At 68.1% G+C, this 18,429-nt stretch carries 17 protein-coding genes; 10 read left to right on the top strand and 7 right to left on the bottom strand.

Annotated elements, in window-relative coordinates; all coding sequences use genetic code 11:
• Positions 1–126: 126 nt before the first annotated feature.
• The 4 genes from ptsP to QOZ99_RS06990 all read left to right on the top strand — a co-directional run bounded on the left by ptsP (position 127) and on the right by QOZ99_RS06990 (position 6,272).
• Complete coding sequence (gene ptsP / locus QOZ99_RS07005) at positions 127–2,394, top strand: phosphoenolpyruvate--protein phosphotransferase (protein ID WP_306889257.1); 2,268 nt, start codon at positions 127–129, stop codon at positions 2,392–2,394.
• 10 nt (positions 2,395–2,404) lie between these two features.
• Positions 2,405–3,502: a peptide chain release factor 1 gene (gene prfA / locus QOZ99_RS07000; protein ID WP_306889256.1), complete on the top strand. Its 1,098-nt coding sequence runs from the start codon at positions 2,405–2,407 to the stop codon at positions 3,500–3,502.
• Between the two features lie 13 nt (positions 3,503–3,515).
• Positions 3,516–4,364, top strand: coding sequence for a peptide chain release factor N(5)-glutamine methyltransferase (prmC, locus tag QOZ99_RS06995; protein ID WP_370876812.1), 849 nt, complete (start codon positions 3,516–3,518; stop codon positions 4,362–4,364).
• Between the two features lie 612 nt (positions 4,365–4,976).
• Positions 4,977–6,272, top strand: a complete 1,296-nt coding sequence (locus QOZ99_RS06990) for a DUF4167 domain-containing protein (protein WP_306889254.1) — start codon at positions 4,977–4,979, stop codon at positions 6,270–6,272.
• Between the two features lie 125 nt (positions 6,273–6,397).
• On the opposite strand, the gene QOZ99_RS06985 is transcribed toward QOZ99_RS06990, so the two are convergent.
• Positions 6,398–7,255, bottom strand: a complete 858-nt coding sequence (locus QOZ99_RS06985) for an MOSC domain-containing protein (RefSeq protein WP_306889253.1) — start codon at positions 7,253–7,255, stop codon at positions 6,398–6,400.
• 246 nt (positions 7,256–7,501) lie between these two features.
• Here QOZ99_RS06985 and thpR point away from each other — a divergent pair, with 246 nt between their 5' ends.
• The 5 genes from thpR to QOZ99_RS06960 all read left to right on the top strand — a co-directional run bounded on the left by thpR (position 7,502) and on the right by QOZ99_RS06960 (position 10,650).
• Positions 7,502–8,035: an RNA 2',3'-cyclic phosphodiesterase gene (gene thpR, locus QOZ99_RS06980; protein WP_183190388.1), complete on the top strand. Its 534-nt coding sequence runs from the start codon at positions 7,502–7,504 to the stop codon at positions 8,033–8,035.
• 71 nt (positions 8,036–8,106) lie between these two features.
• Positions 8,107–8,484 (top strand): YkvA family protein, encoded by a 378-nt coding sequence (locus tag QOZ99_RS06975; protein ID WP_306889252.1) that lies wholly within the window; start codon positions 8,107–8,109, stop codon positions 8,482–8,484.
• Between the two features lie 203 nt (positions 8,485–8,687).
• Positions 8,688–9,206, top strand: a complete 519-nt coding sequence (locus QOZ99_RS06970) for an invasion associated locus B family protein (protein WP_306889251.1) — start codon at positions 8,688–8,690, stop codon at positions 9,204–9,206.
• A gap of 146 nt (positions 9,207–9,352) precedes the next feature.
• Entirely contained in the window at positions 9,353–10,126 is a 774-nt protein-coding gene (gene gloB, locus QOZ99_RS06965) for a hydroxyacylglutathione hydrolase (protein WP_306889250.1), read from the top strand.
• A gap of 8 nt (positions 10,127–10,134) precedes the next feature.
• Complete coding sequence (locus QOZ99_RS06960) at positions 10,135–10,650, top strand: cupin domain-containing protein (protein ID WP_306889249.1); 516 nt, start codon at positions 10,135–10,137, stop codon at positions 10,648–10,650.
• Positions 10,651–10,677: 27 nt separating this feature from the next.
• Here the strand turns inward: QOZ99_RS06960 and yddG are convergent, their stop codons facing one another.
• The 3 genes from yddG to QOZ99_RS06945 all read right to left on the bottom strand — a co-directional run bounded on the left by yddG (position 10,678) and on the right by QOZ99_RS06945 (position 13,890).
• Positions 10,678–11,541 (bottom strand): aromatic amino acid exporter YddG, encoded by an 864-nt coding sequence (gene yddG / locus QOZ99_RS06955; RefSeq protein WP_306889248.1) that lies wholly within the window; start codon positions 11,539–11,541, stop codon positions 10,678–10,680.
• Between the two features lie 265 nt (positions 11,542–11,806).
• Positions 11,807–12,532, bottom strand: a complete 726-nt coding sequence (gene phbB, locus QOZ99_RS06950; protein WP_306889247.1) for an acetoacetyl-CoA reductase — start codon at positions 12,530–12,532, stop codon at positions 11,807–11,809.
• A gap of 179 nt (positions 12,533–12,711) precedes the next feature.
• A complete protein-coding gene (locus tag QOZ99_RS06945; RefSeq protein ID WP_306889246.1) occupies positions 12,712–13,890 on the bottom strand; it encodes an acetyl-CoA C-acetyltransferase in 1,179 nt (392 codons plus the stop codon).
• A 271-nt stretch (positions 13,891–14,161) separates the two neighbouring features.
• Here QOZ99_RS06945 and phaR point away from each other — a divergent pair, with 271 nt between their 5' ends.
• On the top strand, positions 14,162–14,740 hold the full coding sequence (gene phaR, locus QOZ99_RS06940; RefSeq protein WP_306889245.1) for a polyhydroxyalkanoate synthesis repressor PhaR: 579 nt from the start codon (positions 14,162–14,164) through the stop codon (positions 14,738–14,740).
• Between the two features lie 45 nt (positions 14,741–14,785).
• Here the strand turns inward: phaR and QOZ99_RS06935 are convergent, their stop codons facing one another.
• From QOZ99_RS06935 to rpmF, 3 genes are all read right to left on the bottom strand, one after another.
• Positions 14,786–16,504: an EAL domain-containing protein gene (locus tag QOZ99_RS06935; protein ID WP_306889244.1), complete on the bottom strand. Its 1,719-nt coding sequence runs from the start codon at positions 16,502–16,504 to the stop codon at positions 14,786–14,788.
• 128 nt (positions 16,505–16,632) lie between these two features.
• Positions 16,633–17,832 carry an alpha/beta hydrolase gene (locus tag QOZ99_RS06930; RefSeq protein WP_306889243.1) on the bottom strand — a complete coding sequence of 400 codons (1,200 nt, stop codon included), beginning with the start codon at positions 17,830–17,832 and terminating at the stop codon, positions 16,633–16,635.
• A 261-nt stretch (positions 17,833–18,093) separates the two neighbouring features.
• Positions 18,094–18,279, bottom strand: coding sequence for a 50S ribosomal protein L32 (gene rpmF / locus QOZ99_RS06925; protein ID WP_183190398.1), 186 nt, complete (start codon positions 18,277–18,279; stop codon positions 18,094–18,096).
• Positions 18,280–18,429: the final 150 nt, after the last annotated feature.

Below are 18,429 nucleotides of genomic sequence, written 5' to 3'. Positions count from 1 at the left end.
AGTCGGGGGCGTTTTATCCGCGCGGATGGCCCCATCCGCGCGACAAGATCTCCAGCAGGGCGCGGCATGAGTCGCGTCCCCAGACGGATCGTCCGGGTTGCAGCGCCCGGAAACCGAGGACTGCCCATGCGTGGCGCACTCGGCGGCCCGCGCGTTTTGTTGCGGCGTCTCCGCGAGGTCATGGCGGAGCCCGTCAGCGCGCAGGACCGCCTCGACAAGATCGTGGTGCTGATCGCGGCCAACATGGTGGCCGAGGTCTGCTCGGTCTATGTGCTGCGCGTCGACGGCACGCTCGAACTCTACGCCACCGAGGGCCTGAACCGCACCGCCGTGCATCTCACGGTGATGCGCATCGACGAGGGTCTCGTCGGCACGGTCGCCCGCGAGGCGGAGCCGATCAGCCTCTCCAACGCGCAGGCCCACCCCGCCTTCTCCTACCGGCCGGAGACGGGCGAGGAGATCTACCATTCCTTCCTCGGCGTGCCGATCCTGCGCGCGGGCAACACGCTCGGCGTGCTGGTGGTGCAGAACCGCGCCCACCGCTCCTATACCGAGGAGGAAATCGAGGCGCTGCAGACCACCGCCATGGTGCTGGCGGAGATCATCGCCTCGGGCGAACTCACCGCCATGGCGCTGCCCGGCGCCGAGCCGGCCGCGCGCCGGCCGCTGCACCTGTCCGGGCTCGCCCTGTCCGAGGGCATCGGCCTCGGCCATGTCGTGCTGCACGAGCCGCGCATCGAGGTGACCAAGGTCATCGCCGACGACCTGCCGGCCGAGCTTGCCCGGCTCGACCACGCGGTCGACACGCTGCGCGCCTCCATCGACATCATGCTGGAGGACGAGGGCGTCGCCCGCGTCGGCGAGCATCGCGACATTCTCGAAACCTACCGCATGTTCGCGCATGATCGCGGCTGGATCGGCCGGATGCGCGAGGCGGTGCTGACCGGCCTCACCGCCGAGGGCGCGGTGGAGCGCGTGCAGTCGGACACCCGCGCCCGCATGCTGCGCATGACCGACCCCTATTTGCGCGAGCGCATGCACGATCTCGACGATCTGGCGAACCGCCTGCTGCGTCAGCTGACCGGACGGGCCGGCGGGCCGGACACGCTGCGGCTGCCGGAAAACGCCATCATCGTCGCCCGCAACATGAGCCCGGCGGCGCTGCTGGACTATGACCGCACCCGCATTCGCGGCCTGGTTCTGGAGGAAGGCGCGGCGACGAGCCACCTCACCATCGTCGCCCGCGCGCTCGGCATCGCCGCGGTCGGCCATGTCGAGAACATTGTCGGGCTGGTCGATTCCGGCGACGCGATCATCGTCGACGGCGTCTCCGGCGAGGTGCAGGTGCGCCCGCCCGCCGATGTCGAGACGGCCTATGTCGAGAAGGTGCGCTTCCGCGCCAAGCGGCTCGAACAATATGCCGCGCTGCGCGACCTGCCGACCCGCACCCGCGACGGGGTGGAGATCGAACTGCATCTCAATGCCGGCCTGCTGGTCGACCTGCCGCATATCGACGAGACCGGCGCGACCGGCATCGGCCTGTTCCGCACCGAACTGCAATTCATGATCGCCTCCGCCTTCCCGCGCACCAACGAGCAGCTCAAGCTCTATCGTTCGGTGCTGGACGCGGCCGGCGACCGCCCCGTGGTGTTCCGCACCCTCGATATCGGCGGCGACAAGGTGCTGCCCTACATGCGGGCGATCGAGGAGGAGAACCCGGCTCTCGGCTGGCGGGCGATCCGTCTCGGGCTCGATCGGCCGGGCCTGCTGCGCAGCCAGATCCGCGCGCTGCTGAAGGCGGCGGCCGGGCGCGAGCTGCGGCTCATCTTCCCGATGGTGTCGGCGGTGGAGGAATTCGACCGCGCCCGCCACATCGTCGAGCGCGAATTGACCCATCTGCGCCGCCATGGCCACGCGCTGCCCGAGCGCGCGCTGATCGGTGTGATGCTGGAAGTGCCGGCATTGCTGTTCCAGCTCGACCAGCTGTTCGAGCGCATCGATTTCGCCTCGGTCGGCTCCAACGACCTCGTGCAGTTCCTCTATGCCGCCGACCGGGGCAATCCGCGCGTCGCCGACCGGTTCGACCCGCTCGGCCCCGCCTCGCTGCGCGCGCTGAAGCTGATCGCCGACAAGGCCATGGCCCATGGCAAGCCGGTGACGCTGTGCGGCGAACTGGCGTCCAAGCCGCTGGAAGCCCTGGCGCTGGTGGCGATCGGCTATCGCAAGCTTTCGCTCTCGCCGGCCTCCTATGGCCCGGTCAAGGCCATGCTGCTGGAACTCGACCTCGGCGCGCTGGCCGCGGCGATCACGCCGCTGCTGGAATCGGGCACCGAGCTATCGACCCTGCGGCCGCAGCTCAAGGCCTTCGCCGAGATGGCCGGCCTGCCGCTGTGAGGACCCACCCGTGACGGCCCTTCCCGACGCCCGGCTCGACCAGCTCCTCGCGCGCCACGCCGAGATCGAGCACGCCCTCTCCGCCAGTCCGGATGCGGAGACCTATGTTCGCCTGTCGCGGGAATTCTCCGACCTCGGCCCGCTGATCGACAGCGTGAAGGCGCTGCGCGCCACCGAGCGCGAGCTGAAGGACGCCCGCGCACTGGCGGACGACCCCGCGGGCGACCGGGAGATGGCCGCCCTGGCGCAGGAGGAGGCGGCCGAGCTCGACGCGCGGCTGGAGAGGCTCGCCCTCGCCGTGCGCCTCGCCTTGCTGCCCAAGGATGCGATGGATGAGCGCGGCGTCATCGTCGAGGTACGCGCCGGCACCGGCGGCGACGAGGCGGCATTGTTCGCGGGCGACCTGTTCCGCATGTATGAGCGTTTCGCGGCGCTGAACGGCTGGTCGGTGGAGGTGCTGTCCACCACGGAGGGCGCCGCCGGCGGCTACAAGGAAATCGTCGCCGCGCTGCATGGCAACGGCGCCTATGCCAAGCTGAAATTCGAATCCGGCGTGCACCGGGTGCAGCGCGTGCCCGAAACGGAAGGCTCGGGCCGCATCCACACCTCCGCCGCCACGGTCGCGGTGCTGCCGGAGGTGGAGGATGTCGACATCGCCATCAACGAGGCGGATCTGCGCATCGACGTGTTCCGCGCCTCCGGCGCCGGCGGCCAGCACGTGAACAAGACCGAGAGCGCGGTGCGCATCACCCATCTGCCGACCGGAACCGTGGTGGCGGTGCAGGATGAGCGCTCGCAGCACAAAAACAAGGCGCGCGCCATGGGCATGCTGCGCGCGCGCCTCTACGACGCCGAGCGCGAGAAGCGCGACAGCGCCCGCGCCAGCGAGCGCAAGCTGCAGGTGGGCTCGGGTGACCGCTCGGAACGCATCCGCACCTATAATTTCCCGCAAGGACGCGTCACCGACCACCGGATCGGGCTGACGCTGCACAAGCTGCCGGAAATCCTCGCCGGCGATGCCCTGGGCGAACTGGTGGACGCGCTGACCACGGAATATCAGGCCGCGCTGCTGGCGGAGGCCGAGAGCAGCGGCTGGGGCGAGCGGTGAGGCTGGTGCGGTGATCAGCCGCAGCGAGCTTCTCGCCACTCTCGCCCGGCGCCTCGCCGAGGCGGGCCTTGAAGCGCCCGAGCGCGAGGCGCGTGCCCTGCTGCGTGCCGCTCTTGGTCTCTCCGACCTCGATCTCATCGTGCGCGGCACGGAAAAGGTGGCGGAGCCCGACGCGGTCCGCCTCACCGCCCTCGCGCGGCGCCGCGCCGCCGGCGAACCGTTCGCCCGGCTCATCGGCCGGCGGGAGTTCTGGAGCCTGGATTTCGCGCTCACGCCCGAGACGCTGGTGCCGCGCCCCGAAACCGAGACGCTGGTGGAAGCGTCGCTCGCGCTGTTCCCCGATCGCGCCGCACCCTTGCGGATCCTCGATCTCGGCACCGGCAGCGGCGCCCTGCTGGCGGCGCTGCTGTCGGAATATGCCAACGCCCACGGCCTCGCCGTCGACCGTTCCGAGGGCGCGGCGCGGACGGCCCGCGACAATCTCGCGCGGCTCGGCCTCATCGCCCGCGCGCAGGTGATGGTGGGCGACTGGGCGCAGGCGATCGCCGCGCCCTTTGATCTGGTGGTCTCCAATCCGCCTTATATCGCCGCCACGGATATTGCCGGGCTCGATGTCGACGTGCGCGACCACGATCCGCGTCTCGCACTCGACGGCGGCCCGGATGGGCTCGACGCCTATCGCGCCATCGCGAGCACCCTCCCCCGCCTGCTGGCACCGGGAGGGCGCGCCGTGCTGGAACTTGGCATCGGGCAGGAGCGCGATGTCGCCCTTCTGCTGGCGGCGGCCGGACTGCCGGCGGACGGCGCGGCGCGGCGCGATCTGGCCGGGATTGCCCGCGCTTTGGTGACCGTTCCGGCTTGAATTTCACTGCGGCAGTGCAAAAAAGCGCTTGGAACAAGGGTTCGAACCGACTAGTGTTCTTCATAGGAATCGACCCGAGACATTATCCGCACATGGTGAAACGGCCTGTGATTTCTCTTCGGAGTGATCGTGGCTGGCGCTAGCGGTGAGCATCTGAAGAAGGTGCCGTGTGTGTCTCGTGCGGACGAATGCTTCACGGTTTTGTTGGTGCGGCCTCGGTTGCACGACGAAGCATGGGAAGGGCAGATGCGCAGGGAAGCGCACGCCTGATTTCGGTCGAGTCATTTCGACCGGAATCGTTCGCGGCAGGCTTTGCCGGCCGCGGCGCATCCGGAGGATGCACTCCCATGGAATGAGGTCCAACGGTCGGGAGGCGACCTGCGGCACATGCTGGCGACGGGGCTTTGTTTTGCCCTGTGTCCGGCCTGGGCCGGGTGTTTGCCGATCGAGGGCTGACTTTCCGACGTTCCCTCCCAAGGCTCCGGCCGGAATGGAAGGGCGACGGACAACCAAGGCGATTGACACGCCTGTAGCCGGTCCGGGATGTCCCCACCGGCGGCGTATGGGCATCAGAGATCCATTTCGATGCGAAATAATAACCAGCAGAAGCGTATGCGTGGCCGCAACAACGGCAACCGGCGCAGCCAGAATCCGCTTACGCGCGTCTACGAATCGAACGGGCCGGATGTAAAGGTGCGCGGCACCGCTCAGCATATCGTTGAGAAATACCAGCAGCTCACGCGGGATGCGCAGGCCTCCGGCGATCCGGTCGCTGCGGAGAACTACCTGCAGCACGCCGAGCATTACTACCGCATCATCCTCGCCGCGCAGGCCCAGTTCGGCGTCCAGGCGCAGCCCTTCATCCGTTCCGACGAGGATGACGAGGACGAGGATTTCGAGGAAGGCGGCACCGAGGGGCAGCCGAGCTTCCAGGGCCGCGAGCCGCAGCCCAATCGCGAAGGCGGCTATCGGGACAGCGGCCAGCGCGACAATGGTCCGCGTGAAAATGGCTCGCGAGACGGTGGACAGCGCGAGGGCGGAAACCGGGACGGTGGAAACCGCGACAGCCAGCCGCGCGACTTCTATCGTGACCGCGATCGCGATGGCCAGGGCCGGCGCGACAACCGCGATCGCAACCAGGATCGTAATCAGGACCGCAACCAGGATCGCGGCAGTCAGGATCGCGGCGCTCCCGAGCGGGTGCAGGACCGCGCACCGCGCGAGGAGCGCGGCGACTATCGCGAGGCACGCGACACCCGTGAAGGGCGTGAACCGCGCGAGGGCCGCGAGCCGCGTGAAGGACGTGAGCCGCGCGAGGGGCGCGAGAACCGCTGGCAGCGCGACAATAACCGTCCCTTCCGCGAGCCGCGGGAACCCCGTGAGCCGCGCGAGGCGGCCGATACCAGCTATCGTGATCCCGCCCAGCAGCCGCAGCCCCGGCTGGGCCCCGAGGTCGAGGGTGAGATCGGCCTTCCCGCCTTCATCACGCAGAGCAGCGCCGCCTCGGTGAGCCCCACCGCGACGCCGGCCCCGCGTGTCGACACCGCCCGGGCCGAGGCGCCCAAGGCCGAGGCACCGAAGGCAGAGGCATCGAAGCCTGAATCGCCGAAGGCTGAGGCCCCCAGGGCGGAAGCCGCGAAGGTGCAGGCTCCGGCCGCCGAGATGTCCGCCCCGGCATCCGACGCTCCCGCCGAGCCCACCCCAGCACCGAAGGCCCCGCGCAGCCGCAGCCGCGCCGCCGCCACCTCCACCGCCCCGGAAGCCGCCTCCGTTCCAACCGCGGAAGCGGCTGCGGGAGACGAGGGCGAAGCCCGCGCCCCGCGCGCGCGCCGCCGTCGCTATCGCCGCGCCGAGACGGAAGGGGAAGCCGGCTCCGATGCTCCCGAGCCGGCAGAGGCGGGCGAGTGAGCCCGCCCCTCTCCCGCGGGAGGCACGCCTGACTGGCGGGCGGAACATGTGAAACGAGAAAGGCCCGGCAATGCCGGGCCTTTTCATTTTCCAAAGGTCATCATCCGGGTCGAGCGCGGCCCGTGTCAGAGCTCGATGCGCACCGGGTCGCCCTCGGCGATCAGGCCGCCCTGCAGCACCTCGGCGAAAATGCCGCAATCGGTATGCCCGAAGCTGCGCATCAGCGTGGCCGGCACGTCCATGTCGCGCTTGGCGCTGGCTGGATCGACATTGGTCGCCGCACAGCGGAAAATGCGCTGCGTCACCTTCAGCTTCACATGATTGCCGATCTCGATGGTCTGGCCGACCAGGTCGAACTCCTCCCACGGCTCCATGCCGTCGAGATAGAGATTGGCGCGGAACCGCAGCGGATCGACCGGCTGCCCGATGATGTCACCCAGCGCCCGGCAACTCGCGAGGTTGATCAGCGAGATGAAGCCTTCCGTCGTGTCGACGAAACGGAACCCCGCCGGCGCCGCCAGCACCTTGGGCGCACCGCGCAGTTCGTAGCGGAAATGGCGCTGGAAGAAGAGCTCGATCGCCGCCCGCCCCTCCTCCGTGCCCAGATTGCCGCGAACCACCTCCGCCCCCTCGTGGCGGATGACCAACTCGGCGGTCGCGTCGTCATAATGCGCATCCAGCGCGGCAAGCCGCTCGTTGCGCATCAGCATGAGAAACTTGATCTTTGGCTGGAAGCCCGGCGTCTCGGCGCTGAAGCCGGAGGGCCCGTTCTCGATGGCGAACAGCCGGTCGCCGGGGAAATAGCGGCCCGCCTCCAGGTCCACCACCTCCATCCGCTCGGGCGTCAGGCCCTTCACGGGATAGCGGAAGATCTGGGCGATGGTGGCAAACGTGACCGGACCGGCCAGAACCGCCTCCGTGGAGGACGGGCCCTCGGCCAGGGCATCGTCGAAAGTCTCGCCGTTCTCGGTCGATTCGCTCATCAGGATCACCATATAGGGTTCGCCCCGCTCCGTCAGCGGGGAGATAGGGCCGCCGCAAGGTCGACGCCGCGTATTGTGCGCAGATTGTCGATCTGCGGCGGGCAATGTCGTGGACGCGCGTTTTTGTAGCACGCGTAGTGGGCGTGTCTTATTTTACGCTTTTCCTCAAGGGGCGAATCCGTATCAAATCAATCCGGTTTCCTCGCGGGGAATTCCTCCTCGCGCGGGAAATTGCAGGAGGCGGCCATGCCAAGGCTTTTCACCGCCCTCGAAATTCCGTCAAACGTCGCGGAAACCCTGTCCATGCTGCGCGGCGGCCTGCCCGGCGGCCGCTGGATCAGCCCGGAATTCTACCACGTCACGCTGCGTTTCATCGGCGATGTCGACCACGCGGTGGCGCGCGATGCCGCAGCCTCGCTCGACGAGATCGACCGTTTCGGATTCGATGTGACGCTGCAAGGGGTCGACCAGTTCGGCAATCACAAGCCGCATTCGATCTTCGTCGGCGTCAAGGCGAACGAGGCGCTGTTCGACCTGCAGGCGGAGCACGAGCGGGCGATGAAGCGCATCGGCCTGCCGCCCGAGGGACGCAATTTCCGCCCCCATGTCACGCTGGCGCGCCTGCGCGATGTGGCCCCGCGCCAGGTGGCGGAATATCTCGCGCTGCGCGGCTATTTCCGCAGCCCGACCTTCGAGGTCTCGCGCTTCGTGCTGTATTCCTCGCGCGATTCGGTCGGCGGCGGGCCCTACCGGCTGGAGGCCGCCTACCCGCTGATGTGACAGCGCATGTCGCCGGCCCCATTGCGAAAAAGCCGGGCCGGGGCCATCTCGATTCGCGTGGAGGAGGCAGCATGGCCGCACAGTCCGACCCGATATTCGACGAACACAGCCCGTCCGGCATGGCCGGCGCGGACGAAGAGCGCGTGCGTGCCGGCTTCTGGCGCAAGCTCAGCGCCGCCGCTACCCGCATTCCGTTCGCCGAGGATGCCACCGCGGCCTATTATTGCGCGCTCGACACCCACACCCCGATGCGGGTGCGCGCAGTGCTGTTCGGGGCGCTGGCCTATTTCCTGCTCCCCTCCGATGCGGTGCCGGACTTCCTGCCGATGCTCGGTTTCGGCGATGACGCAGCGGTCATCGCCACCGCGCTCAACCTGCTGGCCAGCCATATCACCCCCGCGCATCGCGGCGCCGCGCGCGAGGCGATGGAACGGCTGCGCCAGCCCTGAGGCGATATCCTCAGCTCTGTTTACCGGTCGTTCACCATGGCCCTCAATTTGCCGCCATGGCTCGCGCATTTGAGCGTCAATGGCGCCGCTTTACCGCCGCAAGGGTTCACAGCCGCCGACCGGGCGGATATCCCTTGGGCGGCTTGATCGGCGAATCGTACGAATCCGCACAGCGGCAGCACCTATTGAGGAGGACAGAGACCATGGCACGACATTTCGTGCGCGCGGCACTCGCCAGCTTGGCATTGGTTATCGTCGGCACGGCCGGCGCCAGCGCTCAGGGTGCACCCAAACAGCTCGGCCAGTTTGGCGACTGGGGTGCGTATCTGGACGAAAGCGGCAGCGGGAAGATCTGCTACGCCCTCGCCCAGCCCAAGAGCCGGCTGCCGGCGGGATTGTCCCGCGATCCCGCCTATTTCTTCATCTCCACGCGCACCGCGGAGAACGTGAAGGGCGAGGTGAGCGTCGTCATGGGCTTCCCGCTCAAGGAAGGCGTCGACGCCACCCTTACCATCGGCACCGAGAACTTCGGTCTCTACACGCGCGGCACCGGCGCCTGGGTGCGCAACGCCGCCGAGGAGACGCGCCTCGTCAACGCCCTGCGCAAGGGTCGCGATGTCGTGGTGAAGAGCACCTCCCTGCGCGGCAATGTGACGACGGACAGCTACTCGCTGTCGGGCATCGCGGCCGCCATCGACCGCGCGGCGCAGGAATGCCGCTGACGCGGGCGCGGTGCATTTGCGGCGGCGTGAGCGAAGACCGCTGACGCCGCGCCGCTTCGTGCTCTAAGATGCCGGACTGGGCCGCCCTCCCGTTGACACCGGGCGGCCTTCCGCGAGCGTCCGAAGGACCAGCCCCGAGGAACGACATGTCGGTCGAACTGCGTCTCGTCCCCTGCCTCGCCGATAATTACGCCGTGCTGCTGCGCGACACCGTCACCGAGGCCACCGCCGTCATCGATGCTCCCGAGGTCGCCCCGATCGCCGCGGCGCTGGAGCGCGAGAACTGGGCGCTGACCCATATTCTCGTCACGCATCACCACACCGACCATATTGCCGGGGTGATGGCGCTGAAGGAGCGCTTCGGGGCCACCGTGATCGGCCCCAAGGCCGAGCGCGATACCATACCCGGCCTCGACTTCGCCGTGGTCGATGGCGACCCGGTCGCGGTCGGCAACCTGGTGGGACGGGTGATGGAGACACCCGGCCATACCAAGGGGCATATCGTCTTCCTGTTCGAGGAGGACCGCCTGCTATTCTCCGGCGATACGCTGTTCGTGATGGGCTGCGGACGCCCCTTTGAATGCGATCCGCCGGTCTTGTGGGAATCGCTGCTGCGGCTGCGCGCCCTGCCCGACGACATCGTGGTCTATTGCGGCCATGAATACACGCTGTCCAATGCCCGCTTCGCCCTCTCCGTCGATCCCGACAACGCGGCGCTGGCCGCGCGGGTGACGGAGGTCGAGGCGCTGCGGGCCGCCGGCAAGCCCACCCTGCCCACACTGATCGGCGCGGAGAAGGCGACCAACCCCTTCCTGCGCGCCGACGAACCCGAGCTGGCCGCACGCATCGGCCTTGCCGGTTCGGAGCCGGGCGCCGTGTTCACCGAACTGCGCAGCCTGAAGAACAGTTTCCGCGGCTGAAGACAGCGATGAGCGAAGCTTCGCCCGAACCGCCCTCACCCGAACCGCCCGCCGCCGTCACCAGCGGACACCTCGCCGGGACCCCGACGGTCGCGCAACCGACAGCCGCGCAGGTCATCGCCCGACTCGGGCTGCGGCCCCATCCCGAGGGCGGCCATTTCCGCGAGACCTTCCGCGACCCGCATCCGGCTGGCGAGGGCCGCGCGGTCTCGACCGCGATCTATTTCCTGTTGGCGGCCGGGGAAGTCTCGCACTGGCATCGCGTCGACGCGGCGGAAGCCTGGCATTGGTATGCCGGCGCGCCGCTGGAACTACGCATCGCCGGCGAAGCACCTGAACCGGTCGAGGTCCACCGGCTGGGCCCGGATGTGCTGGGCGACGAGGCGCCGCAGGCCGTGGTGCCGCGCGGCGCCTGGCAGGCGGCGCGCAGCCTCGGCGAGTGGACACTGGTCGGCTGCACGGTGGCCCCCGGCTTCGACTTTGCCGGCTTCGAACTCGCCCCGCCCGGCTGGTCGCCGCGCTGAGTGATGCGCTGAGCGATCCCCGCGCGTTCAGCGCCGCGCCAGCAGCGTCGCCACCACGGCGCCACCGACGATGAGCGCGCAGGCGAGGCCGAGCGACCAGCTCGCCGTCGCGAATCCCGCCGCCACCAGCAGCAGGGTCGACAGAACAGGCGCGGCGTAGGAGGCAACGCCGAGCAGGCGGATGTCGCCGCGCTTCATGCCGATGTCCCAGGTGTAGAACGCGATGCCGACCGGGCCGATGCCGAGCGCAAGAACGGCAAGCCACTCGCGCCCCACGGGCCAGATGGCCGGCTCGAACAGCAGGTGGCACAAGGCGGAAAGCGCCGCCGTGGCGAGGCAGAAGCCGGCCACCACTTCGGTCGGCACACCCGCGAAGCGCCGCGAGGCGACCGAATAGACCGACCACACGATGGCGCACACTCCGGCCGCAAGATAGCCCGGCACATAGGCTGCCGCGAAACCGAAGCCTCCCGCCTTCGCACCCAGCAGAACCACCGTGCCGGCCAGCCCCATCAGCGCGCCGACAATATGCGCCGGGCGCAGCCTCTCCCCCGGCAGGAAAGCGGAGAACAGCACGATGAGCAGCGGCCAGAGATAGGCGATCAACCCGGCCTCGGCCGGCGGCGCGAGCTTCAGCGCGGAAAAATAGAAGAAGTGGTAGCCGAACAGCCCGCCCACCCCGTGCAGCCACACCGGCCAAGGCTGGCGGAACACGGACAGGCCCACCCCGCGCGCGAGCCCGGCCAGCAGGCCGACGCTGCCGCCCACCGTGAAGGTGAGCGCGGTAAGCAGGAAGGGCGGCACGGCACCGGTCGAGGATGTCGCGAGGGCGAGCGTCGCCCAGAGCAGGATGGCGGTGAAGCCGATGAGCGTGGCGGTCATGCGGGACATGGGAAGCGGCACCAGGGGCGGGAAAGCCCGCTTAGCCCATCACGCCCGCCCGCGCACGCATCAAGTTACCCGCCGCCGCCTTCCCTGATTGGCACAGCGCGGATCGGCCGGATACCAATCCGGCAGCGCGTCACAGGGTGCGCGTCACAGGGAAGGCGCGACAGGATCACGGGAGGGGAAACCGCGCGTCCCGCCCACGCGCTTCAATCCCTCCCGCAGACCGACCCCTCCCGCAGACTGACGGCGAAGCCGCCCGCCACGGCTCTCAGACGATATACTGCCCGCCATTCACGCTCAGCGTCGAGCCGGTGATGAAGGCGGCCTCGTCCGCCGCGAGGAACACCACGCAGCGGGCGATTTCCTCGGGTTCCCCGAGCCGGCCGACCGGAATCTGCGGCAGGATGCGCTTTTCCAGCACTTCCTGCGGCACGGCCTTCACCATTTCCGTGCCGATATAGCCAGGGCAGATGACGTTGACGGTAATGCCCTTATTGGCGTTTTCCTGCGCCAGCGCCTTGCTGAAGCCGATCTCGCCCGCCTTGGCGGCGCAATAATTGGTCTGTCCAAGCTGGCCCTTCTGGCCATTGATCGAGGAAATGCTGATGATGCGGCCGAAACCGCGCTCGCGCATGCCCTCGATGACATTGCGGCACATGTTGAACACCGAATTGAGATTGGTGTTGATCACCGAATGCCACTGCTCCGGCGCCATCTTGTGCAGCATGCCGTCACGGGTGATGCCGGCATTGTTCACGAGAATGTCGATCGGGCCGAGCGTGGCCGTCACCTCGGCGATGCCGGCCTTGCAGGCCTCGAAATCGGCGACGTCCCATTTGAAGGCCGGAATGCCGGTCTCCTCGGTAAAGGCGGCCGCGGCGGCGTCATTGCCGGCATAGCTGGCGGCAACCTGGTACCCCGCTGCCTTCAAGGCCCTGCTGGCAGCCGCGCCTATACCGCGCGTGCCGCCGGTGACCAAAGCAACACGTGACATCTCACTCACCCCCTCTGGCGTCCTTCCCAAGGAACCGCACGACGGCTTGTACGTCGTTTTTTCGCGGCGGCAAGACAGGCAGCCCCGTGAGGCACCGCGCCTTGCCGCCCAGCCTTTTCACCGGCAGCCTGGGCTGTGTCTGACCCGCATCCGCGACATGCCGGGCGCGCCGGGGCGCGTCAGTCGCGTTCCACACACATGGCGATGCCCATGCCGCCGCCGATGCACAGCGTCGCCAGGCCCTTCTTGGCGTCGCGCTTCTGCATTTCATAGAGAAGCGTGGTGAGCACCCGCGCGCCGGAAGCGCCGATGGGATGGCCGATGGCGATGGCGCCGCCATTGACGTTCACCTTGGACGTGTCCCAGCCGAGATCCTTGTTCACCGCGCAGGCCTGCGCCGCGAACGCCTCGTTGGCCTCGATCAGGTCGAGGTCGGCGGCGCTCCAGCCGGCCTTTTCCAGCGCGCGGCGCGAGGCCGGGATCGGGCCGGAGCCCATGATCGCCGGATCCACGCCCGCCTGCGCCCAGGAGACGATGCGCGCCAGCGGCTTGGCACCGCGGGCGGCCGCGGCCGCGGCGGTCATCAGCACCAGCGCGGCCGCGCCGTCATTGATGCCCGAGGCGTTGCCGGCCGTCACCGTGCCGTCCTTGGAGAAGGCCGGGCGCAGCTTGGTCATCGATTCGATGGTGGCGCCGTGGCGGGGATATTCGTCATCCGCGACGATGATGTCGCCCTTGCGGGTGGAGATGGTGACGGGAACGATCTCGTCCTTGAAGCGACCGGACTTCTGCGCCGCCTCGGCCTTGTTCTGCGAGCCGACCGCGAAGCTGTCCTGTTCGTCGCGGGTGATCTGCCACTGGCGCGCCACGTTCTCGGCGGTGGTGCCCATGTGGTAGCCGTTGAAGGCGTCCCACAGGCCGTCCTTGATCATGGTATCGACCAGTTCAAGATTGCCCATCTTGGTACCGTTGCGCAGATGCGCGACATGCGGCGCCTGGCTCATCGATTCCTGGCCGCCCGCGACCACGATATCGCTGTCGCCATTGAGGATCGCCTGGTAGCCGAGCGCCACCGCGCGCAGGCCGGAGCCGCACAGCTGGTTGACGCCCCAGGACGGGCTTTCCACCGGGATCCCGGCCGCGACCGAGGCCTGCCGCGCCGGGTTTTGCCCCGCGCCGGCCGTGAGGATCTGCCCCATGATGGTCTCGCTCACTTCGCCCGGCGCCACGCCCGCGCGCTCCAGCGCAGCGGCAATCGCCACCTTGCCGAGCTCATGCGCCGGCAAGGACGACAATGCGCCGTTGAACGCGCCGACTGCCGTGCGTGCGGCGCCGACGATCACGATATCGTCTTTCATCAAACAGACCCTCCCGATCTGGTTCTGAAGGCACGTTGGCCGGCTCGCCGTCCCATGATGTTTACCCGCGCCCTTCTTTTTCTAAATGTGCCCGCATGGTGAGTGGCGCAACTGATTCATGTCAATGGGCCCCCGAATTTGCCGGCCGCAACGGAATGCATGAAGGGGCCGTCCTCGGGAAGCGCCGGATCAGGTTGCATAATCCTGTGGCGGGGCGCCTGGAAACGTCCTAGAATTTTTTAAGGGAAACGACCAAGGCGACTGGATCACAATGGCTAAATCCAACGAACCCGTCACCATCAAGAAATACGCGAACCGCCGACTGTATAACACCGGCACAAGCACGTATGTGACGCTCGAGGATCTCGCGCAGATGGTGAAGAACGGCGAGGATTTCGTCGTCTATGATGCGAAGTCGTCTGATGACATCACCCACTCCGTGCTGACCCAGATCATCTTCGAGCAGGAAGGAAAGGGGCAGAATCTTCTGCCGATCAACTTCCTGCGCCAGATCATCCGCTTCTACGGCGATAGCATGCAAATGCTCGTGCCCCGCTATCTCGACATGTCGATCGAGAACTTCACCAAGGAACAGGGCCCCCTGCGCGAGCAGTTTACCAAGACCTTCGGCGTCGGCGGTTTCGGCGTGATGGAGGAGCAGGTGCGGCGCAACATGGAAATCTTCGACCGCGCCTTCAAGATGTTCCTGCCCAATGCCCGCATGGACGAGGCCGCGGCGACGGCCGCCGCCGCCCCGGCCCGGCCGGATGATTTCGACGAGTTGAAGCGTCAGGTGGCCGACATGCAGCGGCGTCTCGACCAACTGGGCGACGGAACGAAGAAGGATTGACGCCGCGCGCCGGCGGCGCATCCACGCGGCAGGCTGGCCCCGCGTTCAGGCTTGCGCGGGAGTGTCGCCGAGGGGTGATGGCCCCTGCGCCAGCCCGATCAGTTGCCCCTGCAGATAGGTGCATCCCCATTCGGCGAGTTGCCGGGCGGTCGGCTCGTCCAGCACCCATTCGGCAACGGTTTCCATGCCGAGATTATGCGCCAGATCGAGCAGCGCGCGCACGAAATGGCGGTCTTCCGCGGATTCCATCAGCGTGCAGATGAAGCTGCCGTCGATTTTCAGCAGGTCGACGCCGAGCCGGCGCAGACTGCGGAACGAGGTGTAGCCGACGCCGAAATCGTCCATCGCGACCCGCACGCCCCGCTCCTGAATCCACCTCACGCGCCGGCGCATGACATCCAGGTCGAGGATGCCGGCCGCCTCGGTGATCTCGATGATCAGCCGCGCCCCGCGCCCCGCGCCCGTGCCCTCATCGAGGATCCGCAGCCAGACATCATCATGGATGCTGGTCGGCGAGACATTCACCGACAGGCGCAGCCCGGCATCGCGCGCCAGCGCCGCCAGCGCCAGTTCGAGCGAGCGCCGGTCGAGCAGCACGGTCAGGCCGAAGCGATCGGCGACCGGCATGATGGTCGCCCCGTCATGCATCCTGCCGTCGCGCCCGCGCACCCGCACCAGCGCCTCGTGAAACTGCACGATGCGGGTTTCCGTAGCGGCGATGGGCTGGAACGCGAGGAAGACGCGATTCTCGCCAAGCGCCGAGAGCATGTCGTCGACGAAGCGCAGATTGGCCCGTTGCTGGAGCGCGTGGTCGCCGGCCGCGTGGAAAGTCTCGAAACTTCCCGCCCCCCGGGCACGGGCGCTGCGCAGGGCGTCACGGGCATGTGCGAACAGTTCCGCCGCCCGGCCGCCATCGCGCGGCGCCACCACGGCGCCGGCGGACACGCTGGCGGTGACCAGCCCCGCGCTGGTGCGGAAGGGCGTGGCGTTCACCCGCGCGAGGAAATGCGGCGCCAGCGCCAGCCTTTCCGCTGCGAGAAGCAGGCCGAACTTGCTACCCGAGAATCGCGCCAGCACCTCGCCCGAGCCGCGTTCATCCCGCAGGCGCCTCCCGACGGCATCGATGAGTTCGTCGCCGATCTCCGAACCATAGGCCTCGTTGAGGCGGCCCAGGCGATCGAATCCCACCATGAGGAAGCCGAATTCCGCGTCTCCGCCCGCCGCCTCGGCCAGCTTCCGCTCGACCAGCCGCGTGAGATGCACACGCCCGGCCATCGGGTCGGCCCCGCCCTCCCCCGGCGCAGCATCCATGGCAGCATCCAAGGCGGCATCCATGAGCGCTGCCGGCACAGGCCGGACCATGCCATCAATGCGCAGCAATTCGCCATCCGTGTCGAACAGACCGACGCCGCAATCCTCCACGCGGAGCGTGGGCATGAAACTGCCCGGCGGGGGCAGCAGGCAATAGCTCGTCTCGAACAGCCGTGTTCCCGCCTGCGGGCCATGGATCGCGCTGACTCGCGCCGCTTCCGCCCGCGACAGGCCGGAGCCGCTGGCGATCAGCCCGTCATAGGCCTTCCCGCTCTTCAGGTGATCGCCGCGCGCGGGGCCCAGCATCGCCTCCGCGCCCTCGCTCCACACCATCCGGTCATCCGGCGGCGTCCAGCGATAGGCGGCAGCCCCGAGGTCGCGGATCACCTGCGCGACCGCGTCAGGCGCCAGCACATCGGGCTCCGCTCCGCCCCGGCGAGACTTGTCGATCATGGCGCGTCGGTCACCAGCCGCGAGACGGCACATTCATGCAAAACCGCGCCGGACCGCCCGCGGCGCGAGGCGTCCGCTTCTCGAATCAGCCCATCACCGCGCGGACGCCCGGCGAGAACCCGCCGGATCTATTGCGTCGGGGTCGCGGCGGCCGAGGGCGGGGCCGCGGCAACCGTGGTCGTTGGCAGATAACGGCCCATGCCGTCGAAGTGAATGCCGGTGAGGCCCGGCAGGGGCACGCCCTGCGCGACGCCGCCCTTGCGCGCCTGCGCCAGCATGCTGCTGATCTCCGGCGCCGCCGCCGCCAGCTGCGCGAACTTGCCGTGGTTGAAACCGTCCGACGACTTCACATTGGTCATGTCGACCACGACGGCGCCCAGCGCGACAAGATCCTTGTCGTCGGTATAGGCGCCGACGCGCGGCTTGTCGCCGGCGATGAAGTCGGAGAAGGCGAGCGCCTTGTCGTCGCGCGAGACGATGACGAAGAACGGCCTGTGCGGCGTATTGAACCGCTTGAGCTGCGATTTGAAGACGTCGACATCGATATCCGGCGAGGCCAGAACGATATTGCCGATCTTCTCCTGCGGCACCGGCTTGCCGGAGATCTGGATCTGGCGCAGCGCCTCGACCGTGACCCAGTTGCCCATGGAATGCGCGAGAATATTCACCTTCTCCGCGCCGCTGTCGAAGGCGAGACGGATGGTCTCCTCCAGCCGGTCGCGCGCGGCGGTGGCACTGTTGGTGTCGTAGACATAGTCCTGGATGCCGCCGCGCGAGGCCCAGGTGAACAGCACCGGCACGGCGGTCGACTTCGAATCCTCCGCCATCTGCGTGAAGCGGTACAGCGCCTCCGAATACAGCGTGTTGAAGCCGTGCACGAAGATGAACACCTGCTTCTGCCCCACCGGGCGAAGGGCCAGCTCGGCCTTGAGGTCGCTCGTGAATTCCTGCGGCGTGTCGCGATAGACCGCCTCGCGCACCACCATGTCGGTGGCGGGGTTGGGCTTGTCGCGCGGAAACTCCACCATGCCCGGCTTGTGGGTCGGCGGCACGCTCATGTCGACGCGGGCAAAGCTCAGGCCCGGCGTGCGCTCGCCATTGTAGAACACGCCCGGCCGCGGATCCCGCTCTCGCGAGGAAGCGACGAGGATGACGTGCTCCCGCGTGCCTGGCACCTGCGTCTCGACCACGGAAAGAGCATCGGGCCCGGGCCGCGAGGCGCAGCCGGCCAGCGCCGACAGGCAGATCAGCGCCGCGGCGACCCGCAGCAGAGGTTCCGAGATCTTTCCCCGGCAGAAGGCGACATGCCCGACACGCAACACAGCCACTCCCCCAGATCGACACGATCAGTCATAGCATCGCGCAGAGCGGTTGAGAAATGACCAATGCGGCCACGCTCAATTGCGGCACCCGCCATTGCACGGGGCGAGCCATCTGCCGATACGCAAAGGCCGGCCCCGCAACGAGACCGGCCTCAACGCCAGAGCGTGTTCTGCGACGTCATGCACCTCGCGATACCCTGCCTATTCCGATACGGGAACCAGCCGGCATCGATCAGCGCAGGCGGAGCGAGGCCCCGCCGGCCGGGCTCACGCCTCGACCTTGACCTTCAGCACCTGCCGGCCCTTGTACATGCCGGTCTTCAGGTCGAGGTGGTGCGGACGGCGCAGTTCGCCGGAATCCTTGTCCTCGACATAGGTCGGCTTGGCGAGGGCGTCCGCCGAACGGCGCATGCCGCGACGCGACGGGCTGGTCTTCTTCTTCGGAACGGCCATAGTCTTCTCCTGTGCCGGCATGGCTCTCGCCCTGTCAGGGCCGGCGCCGGGTCGTGCGTAATTCGAGTGGCGGCTTATACAGACTCAAGTGCGCGAGCGAAAGGGGGCCCGCACGCCCTTTTCCCCGGCCTCATAGCCCGTTTTGGCGGG

It is taken from the genome of Ancylobacter amanitiformis, from assembly GCF_030814815.1.
Taxonomy (GTDB): Bacteria; Pseudomonadota; Alphaproteobacteria; order Rhizobiales; family Xanthobacteraceae; genus Ancylobacter; species Ancylobacter amanitiformis.
This window is presented reverse-complemented; position numbering and strand designations above follow the sequence as displayed.